Origin of the sequence: Bifidobacterium asteroides (genome assembly GCF_003202755.1) — a bacterium.
GTDB lineage: Bacteria > Actinomycetota > Actinomycetes > Actinomycetales > Bifidobacteriaceae > Bombiscardovia > Bombiscardovia asteroides_F.
Genome location: NZ_QGLK01000005.1, coordinates 444,211 through 461,905, shown reverse-complemented (window position 1 = coordinate 461,905; position 17,695 = coordinate 444,211). Strand labels below are relative to the sequence as shown.

16 protein-coding genes and 1 pseudogene are annotated in these 17,695 nt (G+C 52.4%); 12 read left to right on the top strand and 5 right to left on the bottom strand.

Translation table 11 applies throughout. From position 1 onward, the window contains the following. Positions 1 to 25 precede the first annotated feature (25 nt). On the top strand, positions 26 to 436 hold the full coding sequence (locus tag DKK74_RS08290; protein ID WP_110413600.1) for a DUF4186 domain-containing protein: 411 nt from the start codon (positions 26 to 28) through the stop codon (positions 434 to 436). Between the two features lie 9 nt (positions 437 to 445). On the opposite strand, the gene DKK74_RS08285 is transcribed toward DKK74_RS08290, so the two are convergent. From DKK74_RS08285 to DKK74_RS08270, 4 genes are all read right to left on the bottom strand, one after another. Next, positions 446 to 2,089, bottom strand: a complete 1,644-nt coding sequence (locus tag DKK74_RS08285; protein ID WP_110413599.1) for an MFS transporter — start codon at positions 2,087 to 2,089, stop codon at positions 446 to 448. Positions 2,090 to 2,652: 563 nt separating this feature from the next. Continuing rightward, positions 2,653 to 3,546 (bottom strand): 3-hydroxyacyl-CoA dehydrogenase, encoded by an 894-nt coding sequence (locus tag DKK74_RS08280; protein WP_110413598.1) that lies wholly within the window; start codon positions 3,544 to 3,546, stop codon positions 2,653 to 2,655. 198 nt (positions 3,547 to 3,744) lie between these two features. Continuing rightward, a complete protein-coding gene (locus DKK74_RS08275; RefSeq protein WP_254477758.1) occupies positions 3,745 to 4,140 on the bottom strand; it encodes a VOC family protein in 396 nt (131 codons plus the stop codon). Positions 4,141 to 4,196: 56 nt separating this feature from the next. After that, complete coding sequence (locus DKK74_RS08270; RefSeq protein ID WP_110413597.1) at positions 4,197 to 5,243, bottom strand: NAD(P)-dependent alcohol dehydrogenase; 1,047 nt, start codon at positions 5,241 to 5,243, stop codon at positions 4,197 to 4,199. Positions 5,244 to 5,461: 218 nt separating this feature from the next. Here DKK74_RS08270 and DKK74_RS08265 point away from each other — a divergent pair, with 218 nt between their 5' ends. After that, entirely contained in the window at positions 5,462 to 6,349 is an 888-nt protein-coding gene (locus tag DKK74_RS08265; protein WP_110413596.1) for a helix-turn-helix domain-containing protein, read from the top strand. A 287-nt stretch (positions 6,350 to 6,636) separates the two neighbouring features. On the opposite strand, the gene DKK74_RS08260 is transcribed toward DKK74_RS08265, so the two are convergent. Further along, positions 6,637 to 8,508 carry a PfkB family carbohydrate kinase gene (locus tag DKK74_RS08260; protein WP_110413595.1) on the bottom strand — a complete coding sequence of 624 codons (1,872 nt, stop codon included), beginning with the start codon at positions 8,506 to 8,508 and terminating at the stop codon, positions 6,637 to 6,639. Between the two features lie 338 nt (positions 8,509 to 8,846). Between DKK74_RS08260 and DKK74_RS08255 the strand changes: the two are divergent. The 10 genes and pseudogenes from DKK74_RS08255 to DKK74_RS08210 all read left to right on the top strand — a co-directional run. Next, a pseudogene (locus tag DKK74_RS08255) lies at positions 8,847 to 9,482 on the top strand (ECF transporter S component); the annotation flags it as partial. A gap of 134 nt (positions 9,483 to 9,616) precedes the next feature. Next, positions 9,617 to 10,435 (top strand): energy-coupling factor transporter transmembrane component T, encoded by an 819-nt coding sequence (locus DKK74_RS08250; RefSeq protein ID WP_110413594.1) that lies wholly within the window; start codon positions 9,617 to 9,619, stop codon positions 10,433 to 10,435. Continuing rightward, the gene (locus DKK74_RS08245) at positions 10,432 to 11,277 is read left to right on the top strand and encodes an energy-coupling factor ABC transporter ATP-binding protein (protein ID WP_110413593.1); all 846 of its coding nucleotides are present in this window, start codon (positions 10,432 to 10,434) and stop codon (positions 11,275 to 11,277) included. Before DKK74_RS08250 ends, DKK74_RS08245 begins: the two co-directional genes overlap by 4 nt. After that, positions 11,274 to 12,098: an energy-coupling factor ABC transporter ATP-binding protein gene (locus tag DKK74_RS08240; protein WP_110413592.1), complete on the top strand. Its 825-nt coding sequence runs from the start codon at positions 11,274 to 11,276 to the stop codon at positions 12,096 to 12,098. Before DKK74_RS08245 ends, DKK74_RS08240 begins: the two co-directional genes overlap by 4 nt. Beyond that, positions 12,091 to 12,792, top strand: a complete 702-nt coding sequence (locus DKK74_RS08235; protein WP_110413591.1) for a phosphoribosylanthranilate isomerase — start codon at positions 12,091 to 12,093, stop codon at positions 12,790 to 12,792. Before DKK74_RS08240 ends, DKK74_RS08235 begins: the two co-directional genes overlap by 8 nt. Then, positions 12,785 to 13,756, top strand: a complete 972-nt coding sequence (locus DKK74_RS08230) for a carbohydrate kinase family protein (protein WP_110413590.1) — start codon at positions 12,785 to 12,787, stop codon at positions 13,754 to 13,756. Before DKK74_RS08235 ends, DKK74_RS08230 begins: the two co-directional genes overlap by 8 nt. Continuing rightward, positions 13,756 to 14,733: a nucleoside hydrolase gene (locus tag DKK74_RS08225; protein WP_110413589.1), complete on the top strand. Its 978-nt coding sequence runs from the start codon at positions 13,756 to 13,758 to the stop codon at positions 14,731 to 14,733. Before DKK74_RS08230 ends, DKK74_RS08225 begins: the two co-directional genes overlap by 1 nt. A 31-nt stretch (positions 14,734 to 14,764) precedes the next feature. After that, a complete protein-coding gene (locus DKK74_RS08220; RefSeq protein ID WP_146210564.1) occupies positions 14,765 to 15,430 on the top strand; it encodes an HAD family hydrolase in 666 nt (221 codons plus the stop codon). Position 15,431: 1 nt separating this feature from the next. Next, entirely contained in the window at positions 15,432 to 16,655 is a 1,224-nt protein-coding gene (locus tag DKK74_RS08215; RefSeq protein ID WP_110413587.1) for an iron-containing alcohol dehydrogenase, read from the top strand. An 88-nt stretch (positions 16,656 to 16,743) separates the two neighbouring features. Beyond that, positions 16,744 to 17,667: a nucleoside hydrolase gene (locus DKK74_RS08210; protein ID WP_219997365.1), complete on the top strand. Its 924-nt coding sequence runs from the start codon at positions 16,744 to 16,746 to the stop codon at positions 17,665 to 17,667. Positions 17,668 to 17,695: the final 28 nt, after the last annotated feature.

Below are 17,695 nucleotides of genomic sequence, written 5' to 3'. Positions count from 1 at the left end.
GGCTGAGCATGGAGGCGAGCAGGAAATGACCAGCAGCGGATCAGCGTCGGTTGGGGCAGATGAGGCCTGGGTTCAGGACACTCTTGCCAGATTGGGGCATTCGCGCTTCCGGGCCAGTTTCTCCCTGTCGGCCAAGGATCGGGCCTACGCTCGCGCCAAGGGCAAGGATACCATCGATCGCCACGCCCATGAGATGTTGGCCAAGCGCGTGGGGCCTGCCCACCCTTTGAAGGACGGCAAGCAGACCCCCTACCGCGGGCATCCGGTCTTCACGGCCCAGCATGCCACGGCCACCTGCTGCCGGGGATGCATCGAGCGCTGGCATCACATTCCGCGCGGCCGGGCTCTGACCGATGCAGAGGTGGATGCCCTGGCCAGGCTGGTCATGGCCTGGATCGAGCGCGATTTGGTGAACCATCCGGTCCATTCGGTTTGACAGAGGTCGTTATTTCTTGTTCTTGGCTTCGGAACGGGGAATGCCCAGAAGTTTACGCGTCTCGGCAACCAGCTTTTTCGGCGTCTTACGCACCCCACTCTCTTCCGCATCCTTGATGATAGTCTTCACGTCCAGGTCGGGGTTGTGATCCTGGGTGGCCACTAGGTCGCGTGCCTCCTGCCGGTTGAGCACGGTGGGCAGTGTGCCGGGCATGGGACGCCGGGCGGTCTCTGCCAGGAAGAGCACAGTGATCAGACCGCAGGTCGAGGTGAACATAATCCAGTAGGCAGGTGCCAGGGACTTGCCGGTCGCAGTTACCAGTCCCTCCATGATGACAGGCGCGGTTCCGCCGAAAACGGCTACGGCCAGGTTGTAAGACAGTCCCATGCCTCCGTAACGGGAAGCGGTGGGGAAGAGGGCCGGCAGGGTGGAGGCCAGGTTGGCCACGAAGAAGATGACTGGTATGGCCAGCAGGACCAGTCCGCCGAAAACGGCGCCCGTGGTCTCGTGCTCCAGCAGTCGGAAGGCCGGCAGGGACAGACAGAGTCCAGTGAATGCTCCCATGAACAGCACCTTTTTGCGCCCAAAGCGGTCGGAAAGGGCTCCAGTGATGGGGATGCAGCAGGCCACCATGAGCAGGACCGGCAGGGAGAGCAGGTTGGCCTGGGCTGTGTTGTAGTGCAGGGTGCCCGACAGGTAGGTGGGCATGTAGGCGGTCAGCGTGTAGCTCAGGGTGTTGGCCGCAGCCACCAGAATGAAGGCCATGAGCAGCTCCCGCCAATAGCCCCGGATCAGGTCCAGCAGGCTCTTGTGCTGGCTCTTGGTCTTCTCGTCGCTTGCATCCTGGGCCTGACGGAAGGCGGGGGTGTCCTGGACCTTGGCCCGGAAGTAAACAGCGATGGCGGCCAGCGGCAGGGCGATGATGAAGGGGATGCGCCAGCCCCAGGCCAGCATGGCTTGCGGGGAGATGGAGAACTCCAATAAGGAGACCAAGGCTGCTCCGAAGGCATAGCCCAAGTAGGATCCCACGTCCAACAAGGATGCGAAGAAGCCGCGATGCCGGTCAGGAGAATATTCGGTGACCATGGTCGAGGCGCCTGCGTATTCGCCGCCGGTGGAGAACCCTTGGATCAGTTTGAGCAGGATGAGCAGGATAGGTGCCAGGGGACCGACGGCCGCATAGCTGGGCAGGAGGCCGATCAACAGGGTGGCTGCAGACATGCTCAGCAGTGTAAAGGCCAGGATGCGCTGGCGGCCGACCTTGTCGCCCAGCTGGCCCAGGACCACGCCACCCAGAGGCCGGGCGATGAAGGTGACAGCGAAGACACCCAATGAGAAGAGTCGCTGTACGGCATCGGATGCGTCAGACAGGAAGACGCGGCCGATGGTGACCGCCAGGTAGCCGTAGACCCCCACGTCGTACCATTCCATGAAGTTGCCGACCACGGTACCGGCGATGGCCCGCTTGAGGGTTGACCTGTCCACCACGTTGATGTCGGTCAGATGCAGGCGCTCGCTCCAGCCCCGATGTGGACGTGGGTTGCGCTTCTTGGCCTTGCGCTTAGCTACGGCTTTAGCCTTTTTGGCCTGCTTTTGTTTCTGCTTCTCGTCGGTGCTGTATCCGTCAGTTGAACTTGTGTCGATTTGTGCCATTATTCCTTCTCGGGCTCTAGGCCGTTGTGCGTATCGAGTGTCTTTGTTTGTCTCAGTGGTCTCCTGTCCGGTGTCCTTTGAAAAATGTCATAAACATCTATTATAACACTTCGGTTATTTGCAGATAGTTTGGGGGTAGGTCGACTGCCTGTGCCGGAATAATGCTGCACCTCGGCTTATGCCGGTCGTTTGAATAGCCACATCGTGAATCTGATTGCCAAGGGTGAGCAGAAGCCTGGCCTGAGAAGAAGGGCGGCAAGAATAAGGCTATCCCGAATAAGTCAGGTGATATCCCTGCTTGCATGGCGGAATCTATTGTATGAATATATGTGAATTACTGGCTTAGCCTCTGACGGATAGGAGGTTAGCTTTGCTAAAAAGATGACATGGAATCCTATATTCCATGACAGTGTATGCCGATTGCTCGTCTGATTGACAGCGGGGTCCAGAGGACTCCATTATGGAGTCCTCTGGACCCTTATTGATTCTCGCTGTGATCAAGCCGCCAATCTGCCCGATGAGCCAGGCCGGATTATATGGCGTCTGGAGTCAGCTCAGCTGAATCATGCCTTCAGGAAGTTGGGATCCTGGAATTCGGGATTCGGATAGTGGTAGAAGCCTTGTCCGGATTCTTGCCCCAGCTTGCCTTCGTCGATCATGGCCTTGAGCTTCTCGAGTAGGGGCTTTGCCTGAGGGTTGTCGCCTTGGCGCTGGCTGATGATGTTGTAGGCAGTGCGCAGTCCGACCATGTCGAAGATGGCAAAGGGTCCCTTGGGGGATCCCATGGCGATCATCCAGGTCTTGTCGATGGTTTCCGGATCGGCTATGTCGTGGGCCCACAGCATGCCGCCGGCGCCCATGAAGGGCATCAGGAGTGAATTGAGCACGTAGCCTGGTTGTTCCTTGTGAAGCTCAATGGGTACCATGCCGATTTCTTTGGCGAACTCGACAATTTCCTCGTATATGGCGGAATCAGTCTGACTGCTGCCCATGATTTCCGCAGTGTTCATCAGCCAGATTTGGTTGGCGAAGTGAAGGTTGAGGAATTTCTCGGGGCGACCAGTGTCTCCTGCGAAGGTGCTGGGTACATAGGTGGAGGAGTTGCTGGCGAAGATTGTCTTATCGGGAGCGACTTTGGCCAGGCTGGTATAGAAGTCATGCTTGATCGATGGCTTCTCGGGAATTGCTTCAATAACCAGATCGGCGTCAGCGACAGCCGTTTTGAGATCTGAGGTGAAGGTCAGGTTCTTCAGTCCGGCATCGAATTGTTCATCGGTTGCTTGGATATCGCGCTTGTAGGAATCCCGCAGAGCGTTGACGCGCTTCTCTGCAGCTGCCACCGCATCGTCGTTAATGTCGTATACGGTGACTTTCTTCCCCTTAAAAGCCGTCTGATAGGCAATCTGGCTTCCTAGCACGCCACCACCAGCGACGGTAACTTGCTTAATATTTGTCATGCGCAACTTCTTTCATTATTGGTATCCATCGTCGGATACGTACTTCAATCCTAATACAGCGCTGTTCTCACGAATCTGGCGGTTTCCCGGAAGAATGCCGGTTTTTAGCCAAAACTGGCTGTTGGCTCCAGGTTGGGTCACTGATAATTTTGTATTGTTCCTCACATTTACAGCCGACCCGAATGGCCATAGGCCGGATCAGCAGATTTGGCAGAATTCGATTGTCTCCCTGTTGGGTCCATAGACGTTGAAGTAGCGGATGCCCTTGTCCCAGAATGTAGGTATCGATTGAATGCTGTCTTCTTTGATCTCCAGCCCTAAATCTTTCGCGTTCTGATAGGCGGCGTTGATGTCCGGGGTGTCTAAGGCCCAGTGGTTGATGGCTCCCGTAGTCATCGGCGCTTCGTCACCTTCCCATGTCTCGATGGTCAGATGCCCGTACCGAAGAAAAGCGCAGCGGTTCTCTTTATTGGGGAATATCCCTGCTATTTCGAAACCGAGTTTGTTGGTGTAGAAATCAATTGTTTCGTCCAGATTCTTGGCGATCATGCCCGAGTGCTGGAAATCTGTAGTGAATGATGACATGGGTTGCATGGATTGCTCCTTGAAAATATGCGTTGACAGTTATCTGTAGGTCTCCTGGCTGCCCTTTAATGCTTCTGAGGTACTTCGATCTGGATTTTGACGTCTTCGGGGTGGCCCTCGGCAAATCTGTCGAAAGCTTCCTTGGCCTGCTCCATGGGATAGATCCGGGAAACGAATGGCTTAAGCTCGATCTTGCCGGAAGCCACCATATCTATTGCTTTCTGATAGACGTTGGCGTAGCGGAATACATTCTCGATTCTAGTCTCGCGCGCTTGGACTTCGGTGACGTCCACGGGTATCTTTCCATCGGCAGGAATGCCGATGATGACAGTAGTGTTGCCGGGAGCTCCCAGTCTCCAAAGATCATTGTACGACTTGAGGTTTCCTGAGGCTTCGAAAACCCGGTCTGCACCCCAGCCATCAGTTTCCTCCATGACTCTGTCGAGGAAGGATTCTTCTTTCAAGTTAACGGGAATGACTCCCGGGATGCTGGCTGCCAGCTCTAATTTATCCTGTGAAATATCGGAGATCAGCACTTTAGCACATCCGCCGGCTATAGCTGATGCTGCTGTCAGGAGGCCAATTGTTCCAGCACCTGCTACGGCCCCAATGTCTCCGGGCTTGATGCCAGCTTTCGTTGCAGCCCACATCCCTACTGATAGCGGTTCCATCAGGGCCCCGTCTTCGTAGGTGAGGTTGTCGGGCAGTTTATAGGTAAAGGCAGCCGGATGCACGACTTCCTCGCTCAGACACCCATCCACAGGCGGAGTGGCGAAGAAGCGAACAGAAGGGTCAATATTGTACAAACCGAGTTTTGCGGCCCTGGAGTTCATATCAGGAATGCCTGGTTCCATGGCTACTCTATCGCCAACCTGGAACCCCTTGACTCCCGGCCCTACCTCTAGAACTGTGCCAGAGGCCTCATGCCCAAGAATCATGGGTTTTTCCACCACGTATTTTCCGACGCGTCCGTTCAGGTAATAGTGCGCGTCGGATCCGCAAATGCCCACGGTATGGGGCGAAATGAGGAGCTCGCCAGGACCTGGGGCCGGAGGGTCCGGCACTTCTCGAACATTGATGACGCCTTTCTTCTCAAGGACGACAGCTTTCATAATCATGCTCCTTTGCCAGATTGAAGGTCTCTATACCAAGAAACCAGTTGTTTGATTTCATCTTAAGGGCGCCCGAGGGTAAGAAGGCGTGCTCTGATAACGAGTTTTGATACTATTTTGATTCTTTGCTGTTAGAATGAGAGAAATAGTTCTTTCTGCGTCCGTGCACAGGCTGTTGAAGTGTCGCCTTCCTGCACGTGCTGAAGGCGGTTGAATGCATGAATCATAATGTCATCGATCCAGGGTCCCTGGAAATTGTTGTACCCAAGGGAAATGAGTCTATCCGATGGCTCGAGCACGGGTATCCATCAGCCTTGGCCAGGTGGCATTACCATCCTGAGATAGAGATCCACCTGATTCGCACGAGCATGGGAACCATGATGGCCGGTGATGGAATGGTTCCCTTTGGCCCAGGTCAGGTATCGCTCTTAGGCAGTAATGTCCCCCACAATTGGATTTCCGAGATGGGGCCGAATGAGAAAACAAGCATACCAAATCGTGATGTGGCTTGTCAGGTGCTTCCTAACCGGATTCAAGCCCTAGCGCAGATTTTTCCCGAGGCCATGCAAATAATGACTCTGCTGAGACGGGGTGACCAGGCAATTGTCCTTAATGGTCAATCCGCGCGCAGAGTGGCCTCTATCCTGACTGCGATGGGCGCGCATCACGACTTGGATCGGTTAATCGATCTTCTTGAGATCTTCCGCATCTTCGTACAGGCTCCACGAGGGGAATGGACAACTGTGGTCACCCCAGGCTACCAGCCTGAGGCTTCGGCTGGGATGGCGAAACGAGTCAACCAGGCCCTTGCTTATATAAAGGCCCATATCGGAGACCGCGTCACCCTAGAAGAGGTGGCAGCTCAGGTGGCAATGGATCCGTCAGCATTTTCCCGGTTCTTCAAAAAAGCCGCAGGTATCAATTTTTCAGAAATGGTCTGTCGTTTGAGGACAGCTCGTGCCTCGCTTCTTTTGGTCACTACAGACCTGACGATTGCGCAGATTAGGACCATGAGCGGATTCAGGAATGCGGCCAACTTCAACCGACGCTTCAAAATGGAAACAGGCACTACTCCTCGCGCATACCGGCAAGCGCATTATCGTTAGAACCGGGTATTTTGTTGTGAACGGTGACTTCCGATCTATTGATGCTCTGATCTTCCATCGTCACGGAGTAGAAACCAACAGAGGATTTCCCTAGATCATCACCTCTATAGAGGAGATTGCAGTGTAAGTGCAGAGGTAGTGATTTTTCTTTTCGAGCTCATAGAGCTCTCGAAGTCGGTTTTGATGCATATAAGAAGATGTTTTTTGATATGTCACATCGAGTCGTTGAATACGGCCTCTTGTTTTAGTGCCGGAAGCCCGCAAAGAAATATTTGGCGGTAGCGCTTTCAGGCTAATAGGGACTTCAGCTGTTGCCTGCTGATCAGAGATGGGATAGCACCTTCGTGAGCAACGCTGAAACCCGCGGCGAGGTTAGCTATGCGCGCGGCTTCTTCCAGTGTGCGGTTCTCCAAAAGGCTGGATGCAAGACAACTGATGAAAGCATCGCCCGCGCCTGTGTCATCAATGACCCTGGCTTGTCCTGCAGGGAAAAGCGTATGGGTTTTCTCTGTAACCAGAACGCAGCCTTGATCACCCAGCGTTACTATAACTGTTCCCACGCCTTTTGATATGGAGTATCGTGCTTTATCAACTATGGAACCGGGTTCCGGAAACAGCGCCTCTATTTCATTTTGGTTCGGAACAAGAATATCTATTAAATTTAGAATGTCATCAGGGAGATGGGGGCATGATGACGGTTTCAAAATTGTGATTGCATGATGTTTTCTTGCCACTATGCAAGCTTCTTTCACTGTTTCAAGTGGAATTTCGGTTTGTACTAGGCAGTAGGCCGTATTGCTGAAGATATGCTCTCTTCCGTCAATGTCATCAGGCGCTAAGGTGCTATTGGCTCCCGATACCAGGGAAATCATCGATTCGCCATTGTTGTCGACAAAGATATAGGCTTTGCCGGTATCGGTTCTTTTGATTCGCATTACACCCGTGGTGTCAACATGAAATCTATTCATGGCCTGGTAGATGAAGTCGGCTGAGGTATCGCTGCCTACGTTGCCGATCAAAGAGACATGATGCCCTAGCTTTGCCACACCCACGGCTTGGTTGGTGGCTTTTCCTCCGGGCGTTGAGGCGAAGTTGCGCGTCGTGACGGTCATGCCAGGCTTAGGCAGCGTCGGCGTAGCAAGATATGTGTCAACATTGATGCTGCCGATGACGACGATCTTCTTATGTCGCATGTTAGGCGGCTGGCTTACGGTGTGTTCATTATCCAGAATGAAAATGTGTTTAAATTCTGTCTGTTCGGTTTTGTTGTGCTCGATTGCGTCGATCAGTCTGGAGCACAGATGAGTTCCAAAGTCCGCGTTCCTCATGTTGTAGGAGGATATTTCCGGTATTCCGGGATAGTGCAGAGGCTCATCGGAATCGTTCCTGAGGGTGACAAGTGAAAAATCCTGAGGAAGGCGGTAATGCAGCGATTGTGCATATTGTTGCAGCTCCACGGCGTGGCGGTAGTGTGACGCGACGAAACCTGTAACGTGGCGGTTTTCCATGACTGTGGTCAGGTTGTCGTCAATATCGTAGAACACCATATCGTTGTGGAAGGCAATGTTGTTCTCGAAAAGGCAGCGACGGTATCCCCTCAGAAAGCTTTGCGTCCGTCTGCCAGGAGATAGAAGGCAGGCGATGTTGCTATGGTTTCGATCTATGAGTTCCTGCGTTAGGTTATATGCCGCTTCTTCATATGGAAGCAGTGCAGATCGATCGTCACCCAGAGGGCCAATGATTAGCTCGGGAATTTTTTTCGCTGTGATGGTTTTATTGAGCTTTAGGCTGCTTTTATCAATCGGTTCCCAGATTATCCCGTCCACACGGTGCTCGATCGCAGCCTGAATATTCTGTTCTTCCTGCTCCTGACTCGAGTAGCTGTTGAATACCAGTGTTCCATAGCCGCTTGCCTGCGCTTGCTGAATGATGCCATCCAGAGTTGAGTCAAGGGAGATGGAGGAGCTCAGAAGCACGCCGATGCGCCAGCTGGTTGTATTGGGCTTAGATGAGGCATAAGGAGTATAGTGATATTTTTTTACTAAATCGAGTACCTTACTCCGTGTTGCTTCTGTGATACTCGAGTCTTTGTGATTTACGATTTTTGAAACCGTTGAAGTGGAGACGCCTGCAAGTTTGGCAATGTCCTTAATGTTCATGGATCTCCTTGCCGAATCTTGTATTCCTGTGCCTTGCGTGGTTGTTGCCTGCAAATACTGTCTTATCCGGACGGACTTTCAGTTTACTCGGCTACTTGCACCAGTTTTATCATTTCCCTCTTCTCGAGTCGGTTGATAGCTTGCTTGGCAGGCTTATCGGTTAGCTTCTGGTTGCTTCAAGATTGCGCCTTCCGAATTTGACACACCTTCTGGTGGCTGATACTCTCTGACTGAGAAAACATTTTAGGAAAATAATTTCCTAAGATAAGCAGGCTAGATGACTTGAGACATTGATTACCTGGAAAGAAAGTAGTCAAGGACCAAAGGTGGCGCAGAGGATGAAGTCAAAATCGTTTTTGAAAGGTATCGCTGCACAGTTTTCCACGAAATCATTGGTTCTGATTCCCATCGCAGTGGGGATCAATCTTATCGGCGGCACATTGAGCTCGACACTGAAGCTTCCGCTCTTTCTGGACATGATCGGCACTACTGTCATAGCCTGCTTATCCGGTCCTTGGGTGGCCGCTCTATGTGGGTTGTTGACCAACGTCTTTCTGTCTTTGGTCGCTAATCCTGTTTACCTGCCTTATGCGCTATCAAGTGTCCTGTGCGGCCTGGTAGTTGGCTACATGGTCAAGGCTGGACTGTTCAAGAAGATCTGGGGCGTAATACTTGTTTGGTTGGCTTGCGCCCTGGTCAATACCATAACTGCTTCTTTAGTGACGGTTTTTGTATACGGAGGTGCAACTGGCGTCAATGGCACTTCCGTACTGACGGCGGCCCTGGTGGTCGCTATGAAGAATATCGTTATTTCCGTCGTTTCCTCTTCAATGCTGGAGAACTTGGTAGATAAGGGAATTACCGTATTCATCGCTTATGTCATAGTGCGCCGTATCCCCAAGCGGTTCTTGAGCCAGTATGCTCTTGATGATACTGACGACGACGAATTGGACGACATCGATGAGGACGATGATTCGGCTGAAGATTCGTCTGAAATGTCTGTGAAGTCTACCGAGACAGCGACTGATCACGTTGAGGACACTCCTTCGAAATCCGTCGAAGGCAATGATGAGACAAGCAATGACTCGAGAAATCAGGGAGCGCGCTGATGTCCGGGCCTGCTTCCGTTGCCATACCTGACTCGCCCTTAGCGCGAATGCATCCCATCGCGAAAATCGTAGGGATTTGTTCGCTTGGTTTGTCCACGATAGCATGGCCGGACTTTACCCTTGGGTTGTTTTTTATCCTCGTGCTTTTCTTGACGGCTGCAACAGCACATGAGCTCAGGCCGTTCGCCAAGATCATGCTTGGTTTCGGCATACCGGTGACGATCATGCTGCTCTTCATCCAAGGCTGCTACAGTCCAAAGAACACCAAGACCATACTTGATTTGGGATTTGCAAAGATGGGGCTGGAAGGCAGTCTTTACGCAGCCAAGATAGTGGTCACCCTTATGGTTTTCCTGGGGTCTTTCTATCTGACGACCAAGACCACATACATGGGCCGTTTGGTAGCCGCATTAAGCCAGGTTGGAGTTCCGTCCAAAGTTGGTTACCTGATACTGGCGAGCTTGAACGTTGTCCCTCAAATGCAACGCCGAATAACGGTTATCGAGCAATCCCAGCACTCTCGTGGGTTGGAAACAGGCGGGAACATTATTTCCAGAGCGAGAGCTTTCATACCGCTGCTGGGGCCGGTGGTTCTTTCATCCCTGACTGACTCTCAAGAGAGAGGCATGACATTGGAGACCAGAGGGTTTGGTATCAAGGGAATTCGCCAGACCAGTTATATCGAGGTCCAGTGGAGACGGGCAGACACCTTGTTCACTGCATGCATCACGCTTCTTTTTTTGCTGGTCCTGGCAGGTTCCATCCTGTCTGGCATGGGGATCGTCCCCCTTGGCATTCAGTGGGGAGGTCGGGCATGAGAAAAGCAATTGAGGTAAAGGATTTCTCGTTCCGCTATCGAAATGCCTTGTCAAGTGCTTTGAAGCGCGTCAGTTTTGCAGTTGAAAAAGGCAGCTTTTTCTGCATCATCGGTGCCAATGGGGCTGGAAAATCAACCCTCTGTAACGCACTGGTCGGATTGGTCCCGCACTATTTCGTGGGCAAGTCTAAAGGGCTGGTTCAAATTGAGGGTGTCGATGTTGCCAAGACGACCATAGCTGAATTGTCGAAGACTATTGGCTTGGTTTTTCAGAACCCATTCAATCAGCTTTCGTATACAGCCGGCACAGTGGCTGAGGAACTTGCATTCGGTCTTGGCAACTATGGAGTGCCACGGGAGATCATGCATGAAAAAGTGCTCCAGGTGGCGCACCTTATGCATCTGGAAGAACTGCTCGACAAAAACCCCTTGGACTTGTCGGGCGGGCAGGTTCAACGAGTGGCGTTCGGTTCTGCGTTCATCATGGAGCCCAGTATCTTGGTGCTTGACGAATGTACTGCTCAGTTGGATCCCTTGGGAAGCGAAGAGATATTCAATATTGTCAAAGACCTTAATTCCAATGGGGTGACTGTCGTCATGGTTGATCATGACATGGAACGCGTCGCCCAGTATGCCGACCAAGTCATGGTAATGCGAATGGGCAAGGTTGTCGCTCTGGGAACGCCAAGGGAAGTATTCACTGACCCCCGTACGTCGGATTGGGGCATTGATGTGCCTGACTATGTCAAGTTGGGCAGAGGCCTGCAGTCTGCTGGTTTTGATCTTGCTGAGTTGCCTATTGATGAGAGTCATGCTGTTCAGACGATCAGGGGTTTGCTATGAAAATTGTTGTCGAACACCTGAAGCATGCCTATCCGAATGGCTATTGTGCCCTACAGGATGTCAACCTGACTTTTGAGGGTAACCAGCCTGTGGCCTTGATTGGTCAGAACGGTGCCGGCAAGACGACCTTGGCCAAGCATCTGAATGGAATACTCAAGCCCACTTCTGGTCGAGTATTGATCGATGGGGTTGATGTCGCGACTGCGCAAACAGCTCAATGGGCCCGAAAGGTAGGGTATATCTTTCAGAATCCGGATGACCAGCTGTTTCTGGATAGTGTGCGTAAGGAATTTGAATTTGGACCTCATCAACTAGGTGTGAGCCAGGAGGAGATAGAGCACAGGATAGCCAAGATCGCCGAATTGGTCGGGCTTGAGAAAAAGCTAGACAGCCATCCCTTCGATTTAAGCCCCACCGAGAAGAAATTCTGCGCTATCGGTTCTGTACTCATGATGAATACCGGAGCCTTGGTGTTTGATGAGCCGACTTGCGGACAGGACAAGCTTGGGGATGACCGCCTGGCGACCATCATTTCAAGGCTGAAAGATCAGGGCAAGCTGTGTATCACGATTTCACATGATATGAAGTTTGTCGCCAGAAATTTTCCTCGTGTGGTTCTTATGCGAAAAGGACAAGTTCTTTTGGCGGGAAGCAGGGAAGAGGTCTTTTCGCGCCAAGAGATTCTTCAGAAGGCCTATGTGACGCCTCCTCCAATCACGCGAGTGGCACAGGAAGTTGGCATAGCCAAACCAGTTTTCACTGTTGCGGCATTTACCGAAGTCATTCGACAAGCAGGACAGAAAGGAAAAGAACGTGGCTAAGGTCATCGTCCAAATCTACGGCATCAGAAGCGTTGAGGATGCACGAATGGTCATCGATGCAGGGGGTGACCACCTTGGCGTCTCCTACGGAAGCATCAAACGCACCCCAGGCCAGCTCGATTGTGCACAGGCCAAGGCGATATTTGATGCCATAGGTAACGACGCTGTCAAAGTCGGGCTTACCGTTGCTGAAGATATTGACGAAATCAGCGATAACCTCAACGAAGCCCTACCTGATGTCCTGCATCTTTCTGGTGACATCGATGCCATCGAACCCGATCAGATACGGGTTCTCCGCAAGCGGTTCCCGTCTCTGCGAATCATGCAGGCCATCCCGGTATTGGCCGGCGTTCCGCTGGATGAGCAAAGAGTCATGGAATATGTCAAGGAATACGAGCCAGTTTCGGATTTCTTCCTCATCGACACCAAGACGCCTGAGGCCGGAGATATTGGTGCAACCGGTCTGACTCATGATCGCAGCATCGACAAGGCCATCATCGAGGCTACTGACGTCCCTTGCATCATTGCCGGCGGACTCGATGAGCAGAATGTGGCTGAGGCAATAGCGCAGACAGATCCATATGGAGTCGATTCGTTCAGCTTTACCAACTATTCCGATGAGCGAGGTGATGGTCTTCACTGCAAAGATCCCCAGAAAGTCATAGCTTTCGTCCAGGCGGCGCGCGATGCCTGAAGTAGCAGTTGTAGGCGATGCCAATGTGGACATCATTGTTCCTTTTCCGCGTTTTTTGAATCCGGAGAGGACCAGGGTCGAATACCCGACTCCAGAAGTCGTAGGAGGGGGTACTTGTGCCAACACGGCGGTGGCTCTTGCGAAGCTGGACCGCGATGTGCTCTTCGCTGGCACTGTGGGTGATGATTCTTACGGCCGCTTTACCAAAAAGGACTTGATAGCGGCGGGAGTGGATGTTGACGGTCTGATAGTTGATCGAAAGGTCAATACTGTCGGTGTTTTCGCCTTCATCGATGAGACCGGCGAACGGTATCTCTGGGGCTGGCCGAGGGACCATCAATCCTTCAAAGAACTGGATTGGGACAAGCTTCCTATGAAGAAGCTCGCCGAGGTCTCCTGGATCCACAGTTCAGGCATGTGCTTGACCTATGCGGGTGGTTCACGAGACAGCATCATCCGCTTGTTCGCTTGGGCTCGTGAGCGAGGGATTCGTACTTCACTGGACCTGAACCTTCGCGTAGACAATGGAGAACTGGATCCCGACTTTGCCGGCGCATTGAATGAGATCTTGCCTCAGGTGGATTATTTGCTTGGTTCAGGGCCCGAAGAATTTGCCTATCTGGGTCGAGATAACTGGAGGGAGAACGCCAGGAAGCTTGCCTGCGATGGCCGTGTGGTGGTCGCGCGTGATGGCAGTCGGGGTTCCATCGGATTTACTCAGGGGAACCCGGAGATTAATGTTCCTGCTTTCAAGGTCGAAGTAGCAGACACCGTCGGCGCTGGAGATACCTACAATGCGGGTTTCATCAGTGCCATTCTGTCCGGCGAAGAACTCGTGGGGGCGTTGAGACAGGGAAACGCTGTATCGGGTTACGAGGTCAGCCATAAGGGCGCTCGGCACTGTCCCAATATTCAACAGCTTGACGATTTTTTCAACAATCACGAATTACTCAAGGAGGAATAATGAAGAAAAAAGTAATCCTGGACTGCGATCCTGGACATGATGACGCTTTCGCAATGATGCTGGCGGTCCAAAACCTGGATGTGCTGGGCATTACGACGATCGGTGGCAACTGCACCCTGGAAAACGTAACGCGGAATGCCATCAAGGTTTTGGAAGTCATCGGCCAGGCTGACAATATTGGTGTTTACCCTGGTCATAGCAGGCCAACGGTCATGCCTCTGGTCACTGCCCCTCAGTTCCATGGGGAAACCGGACTGGATGGTCCCGATCTGCCTGAGCCCACCCATTCGCCGCAGGACAAACATGCCGTCGACTTTATTGTTGATACGGTCATGAGCACTGATGACGTGACCCTCATTGCCACGGGACCGTTGACCAATATCGCTGCTGCCCTTAATCGCGAGCCGCGCATGGTCGACCGCGTCCGTGAGATTTGCATCATGGGCGGATCGGTGACTTTTGGCAATTGGACTCCTACTGCGGAATTCAATATTTATGTTGATCCCGAGGCCGCTTATCGAGTCTTTAATTCTGGAATTCATGTCAAGATGACAGGGATCAATCTGACGAGGCAGTGCTGTCTGACCGAGAAGCATATTGCAGATTTCCGGAATATTGGCACCAAGGCTGCCAACTTCGCTGCTGATTTGACCGAGTACTTCCTGAAAACCTGCGAAGATGAAACGCAATTGACAGGAGCCACCATTCACGATGCTTGCGCAGCGGCCTGGATCATCAATCCTGATCTCATCAAGTCGGCTCCCATGCATATTGATATCGAGCTTAAGGGTGAATTGACCAGGGGAATGACGGTATGCGATTACCGGCACCTGCGTGGCATTGATCCAGCTGTCGACATCGAACGTACGCCGCAGATGGATTTCCGCGGGGAGCAACCCAATGCGGAGGCAGCGCTTGAATTGGATTTCCCTGGTTTTGTGGATCTGCTGTACAAGACGCTACGTCAGTATGACTGAAAACTAAACGACAGGAATTAGGAGTTTTTTGGTGGGTATTCACATGGTGCTGTGGGACTTCGATGGGACCCTTGCAGACAGCAGCAGCGATGTATGGCGCTCGCTTGTGTATGCTGCAAGTCTCGAAGGCGGTGGCTTCCCAGCTGCATTCATGCAGGACAATAGTAATTTGAGCGCCCCTATGAGGACCATTTTCAACCATGTGAATCCCCGCCCTAGCCCAAACAGGCTGGAAACTTTCGAAAAGAACGTGAACACCCACTACCGGACCATAAATGACTTCCCCTCTACTCGGCTATATCCGGGTATAGCAATCATTCTTGAAGAATTGAGATGCAAAGGCATAGGAAACGTAATCGTCACCATGAAGCCGAAGCCGGCTCTTGAACGATTGCTGACCACCAAGGGCTGGGAGGACAAGTTCCAAGGATGGATTACCCCTGAAGTGGCTTCCGGTCGAGAGATGACCAAGGAAGCCATGGTCTCTTATGTTTTGGATCGATGGCACCTATCTGCGCAGGACTGCCTATTGATCGGTGATAGCCAGGGAGATATTAGGGCTGCTGCAACTCATGCAGTCAGGTCAGTCGGTGTGACCTATGGCGACGGTGATACCGAGCTTCTACTTGAAGCGAATCCGACTTATGTGGCTCACGAGGTAATTGATTTGGCTTCGATTCTGAAGAAAGAAGTATGATATGTTTCAAGATTTCACTATCTGCATTAACACCAGATTCATTTTTGGACGAGGTGCTGAGGAACAAGTAGGCCAGGAATTTGCAAAACTCGGGGTGCATAAGATCCTCATCCACCATGATGACGGCAGCTACCTGCAAACCACGGGTCTTCTGGACACGATCAAAAAGAGCTGCGACCAGGCTGGTGTCAAGTATGTCGAGCTAGGCGGCGTGCAGCCTAATCCCAGGTTGAAGAAGGTGCGAGAGGGCATTGAACTCGCCCGCCGCGAGGGCGTGGAAGGCGTTCTGGGCATCGGCGGCGGCAGCAGTATCGATTCCGCCAAGGCTATTGGTCTGGGCCTGGCGAGTGACCGCGATGTCTGGGACTACTTCACGGGCGTTGCCGAGCCCCAGGCAACGGTTCCGGTAGGTGCAGTCCTGACCTGCCCTGCAGCCGGTAGCGAGTCGAGCCAGGTGGCAGTAATAAACAATGAGGATGAGCACCGCAAGTTGCTGGTGAGCAATCCCGTTGTTCGCCCGGCTTTGGCTTTTATGGACCCGCTGCTTTCCGAGTCTCTTCCAGCTTTCCCGACCGCTTGCGGAGTTGTGGATATGTTCTCGCATATCTGCGAGCGCTACTTCACCAAGGATGACACTTTCGGGCTCATAGACCGTATGTCTGAAGGCGCTCTGCGTACCCTGGTCGCCATCGGCCCTAAGTCAGTAGCAGACGGGAAAAACTATGAATACCGTGCGCAGATAATGTGGGCCTCGACGATAGCGCAGAACAACACCCTAGGGGTCGGTCGTGAACAGGATTGGTCAACCCACACCATAGCCAACGAACTGAGTGCCCTTTATGACACCCCTCATGGTGCCACTCTCTCCATCATCATGGGGTCGTGGATGAGGTATTGCATCAAAAGGTCTCCTCGGCGCTTCGCCCGGTATGCCCAAGAAGTATTCGGCCTTCACGATGAAACCATGGATGTTACGGATCTGGCCTTGCGCGGCGTGACAGCAACCGAGAACTTCTTCACCTCGATGAACATGCCGATCTCCTTTGCTGATTACTCGATTCCTGAAGATGGCATCGAGCAGATGCTGGACAATATCGACTTCTATGGACCTGACCAGGCAATAGGTTCCGTAGTCAGGCTGAACCGCGACGACTGCAGGGCGATTTTCCAAATGGCTTTGGGCCATGGCGAAACTGCCGACACTGTTGCTCCTCAGGCGCAATAAGAGCATGAGGGAACCGGTGTTCGAGCGGTACTGAGTCGATTCCTTATGACCAGCTTTCCATTAGACATCAAAGAAAAGGAGTGAACTGATGGCTAAACCTCTGATTATCGATACAGATCCTGGTATTGATGATGCTGCGGCAATTACCTTGCTGGTAGATGAGCCTGCTTTTGACATCAAGTTGATTGCCTCGGTATCCGGCAATGTGGGTATCGGACATACAACCAACAACGCTCTCAAACTGCTGACTTTCTTAGGCAGGAGGATCCCTGTTGCCCGTGGTGCGGCTGCTCCGCTTATGAGAGACAACCGTTTTGCTACGGAAGCGCACGGCAAATCGGGTATGGGGTCTTTTGAGTTTCCCGAGCCCGACGACAGTCTGCTGACCGAAGATAACGCAGTTTTGGAGGAACGTAAGGTGCTCATGGAGAGCACCGAACCCGTCACCATATTGACACTGGGACCCCTGACCAATATCGCCCTTCTTCTAGCGACTTTCCCTGAGGTCAAAAGCCATATCGAGCGCATCGTCTCGATGGGCGGATCAACAGAACGAGGGAATATCGGAGTCTACGGCGAGTTCAACATCTCTGTTGATCCAGAAGCAGCCAAAATGGTTTTCCGCAGTGGACTTCCTATCACTATGGTCGGTCTGGATATTGGCCGAAAGGCTCACCTGATTCCCAATGACCTCGATGATTTGGAAGCTGCAGGCGAAGTCGGCAAGATGGTCGGCTCCCTCTTCCGCTCTTACGATGGCGGCCACATCGAAGAGGGGATCAAGATGTATGACCCTTCGGCGGCTATGGTCCTGATCGAGCCGGAACTGTTTACGATGCGTTCAGCCTTCGTGGATGTTGAAATCTCCAGTCCAATAACTTTGGGCGCGACAGCCGTTGACTATGACGGTATCCTCAGCGAGGAAAAGAACTCAGATGTTTGTGTGGATGTCGATGTGGACGGTTTCCGCAAGAGCTTCGTGGACCGCATATCGCGTGTTCAGCGAAAATAAATCTTTCCAAAGAGAAATGAAAGGAAAT

Bases quoted from the DNA above. Each gene is read 5' to 3' on its own strand.
- DKK74_RS08260 (WP_110413595.1), bottom strand. From the start codon at position 8,508: ATGAACATTAAGGACATTGCCAAACTTGCAGGCGTCTCCACTTCAACG.
- DKK74_RS08225 (WP_110413589.1), top strand. From the start codon at position 13,756: ATGAAGAAAAAAGTAATCCTGGACTGCGATCCTGGACATGATGACGCT.
- DKK74_RS08265 (WP_110413596.1), top strand. From the start codon at position 5,462: ATGAATCATAATGTCATCGATCCAGGGTCCCTGGAAATTGTTGTACCC.
- DKK74_RS08245 (WP_110413593.1), top strand. From the start codon at position 10,432: ATGAGAAAAGCAATTGAGGTAAAGGATTTCTCGTTCCGCTATCGAAAT.
- DKK74_RS08250 (WP_110413594.1), top strand. From the start codon at position 9,617: ATGTCCGGGCCTGCTTCCGTTGCCATACCTGACTCGCCCTTAGCGCGA.
- DKK74_RS08290 (WP_110413600.1), top strand. From the start codon at position 26: ATGACCAGCAGCGGATCAGCGTCGGTTGGGGCAGATGAGGCCTGGGTT.
- DKK74_RS08215 (WP_110413587.1), top strand. From the start codon at position 15,432: ATGTTTCAAGATTTCACTATCTGCATTAACACCAGATTCATTTTTGGA.
- DKK74_RS08240 (WP_110413592.1), top strand. From the start codon at position 11,274: ATGAAAATTGTTGTCGAACACCTGAAGCATGCCTATCCGAATGGCTAT.
- DKK74_RS08230 (WP_110413590.1), top strand. From the start codon at position 12,785: ATGCCTGAAGTAGCAGTTGTAGGCGATGCCAATGTGGACATCATTGTT.
- DKK74_RS08270 (WP_110413597.1), bottom strand. From the start codon at position 5,243: ATGAAAGCTGTCGTCCTTGAGAAGAAAGGCGTCATCAATGTTCGAGAA.
- DKK74_RS08210 (WP_219997365.1), top strand. From the start codon at position 16,744: ATGGCTAAACCTCTGATTATCGATACAGATCCTGGTATTGATGATGCT.
- DKK74_RS08275 (WP_254477758.1), bottom strand. From the start codon at position 4,140: ATGCAACCCATGTCATCATTCACTACAGATTTCCAGCACTCGGGCATG.
- DKK74_RS08280 (WP_110413598.1), bottom strand. From the start codon at position 3,546: ATGACAAATATTAAGCAAGTTACCGTCGCTGGTGGTGGCGTGCTAGGA.
- DKK74_RS08285 (WP_110413599.1), bottom strand. From the start codon at position 2,089: ATGGCACAAATCGACACAAGTTCAACTGACGGATACAGCACCGACGAG.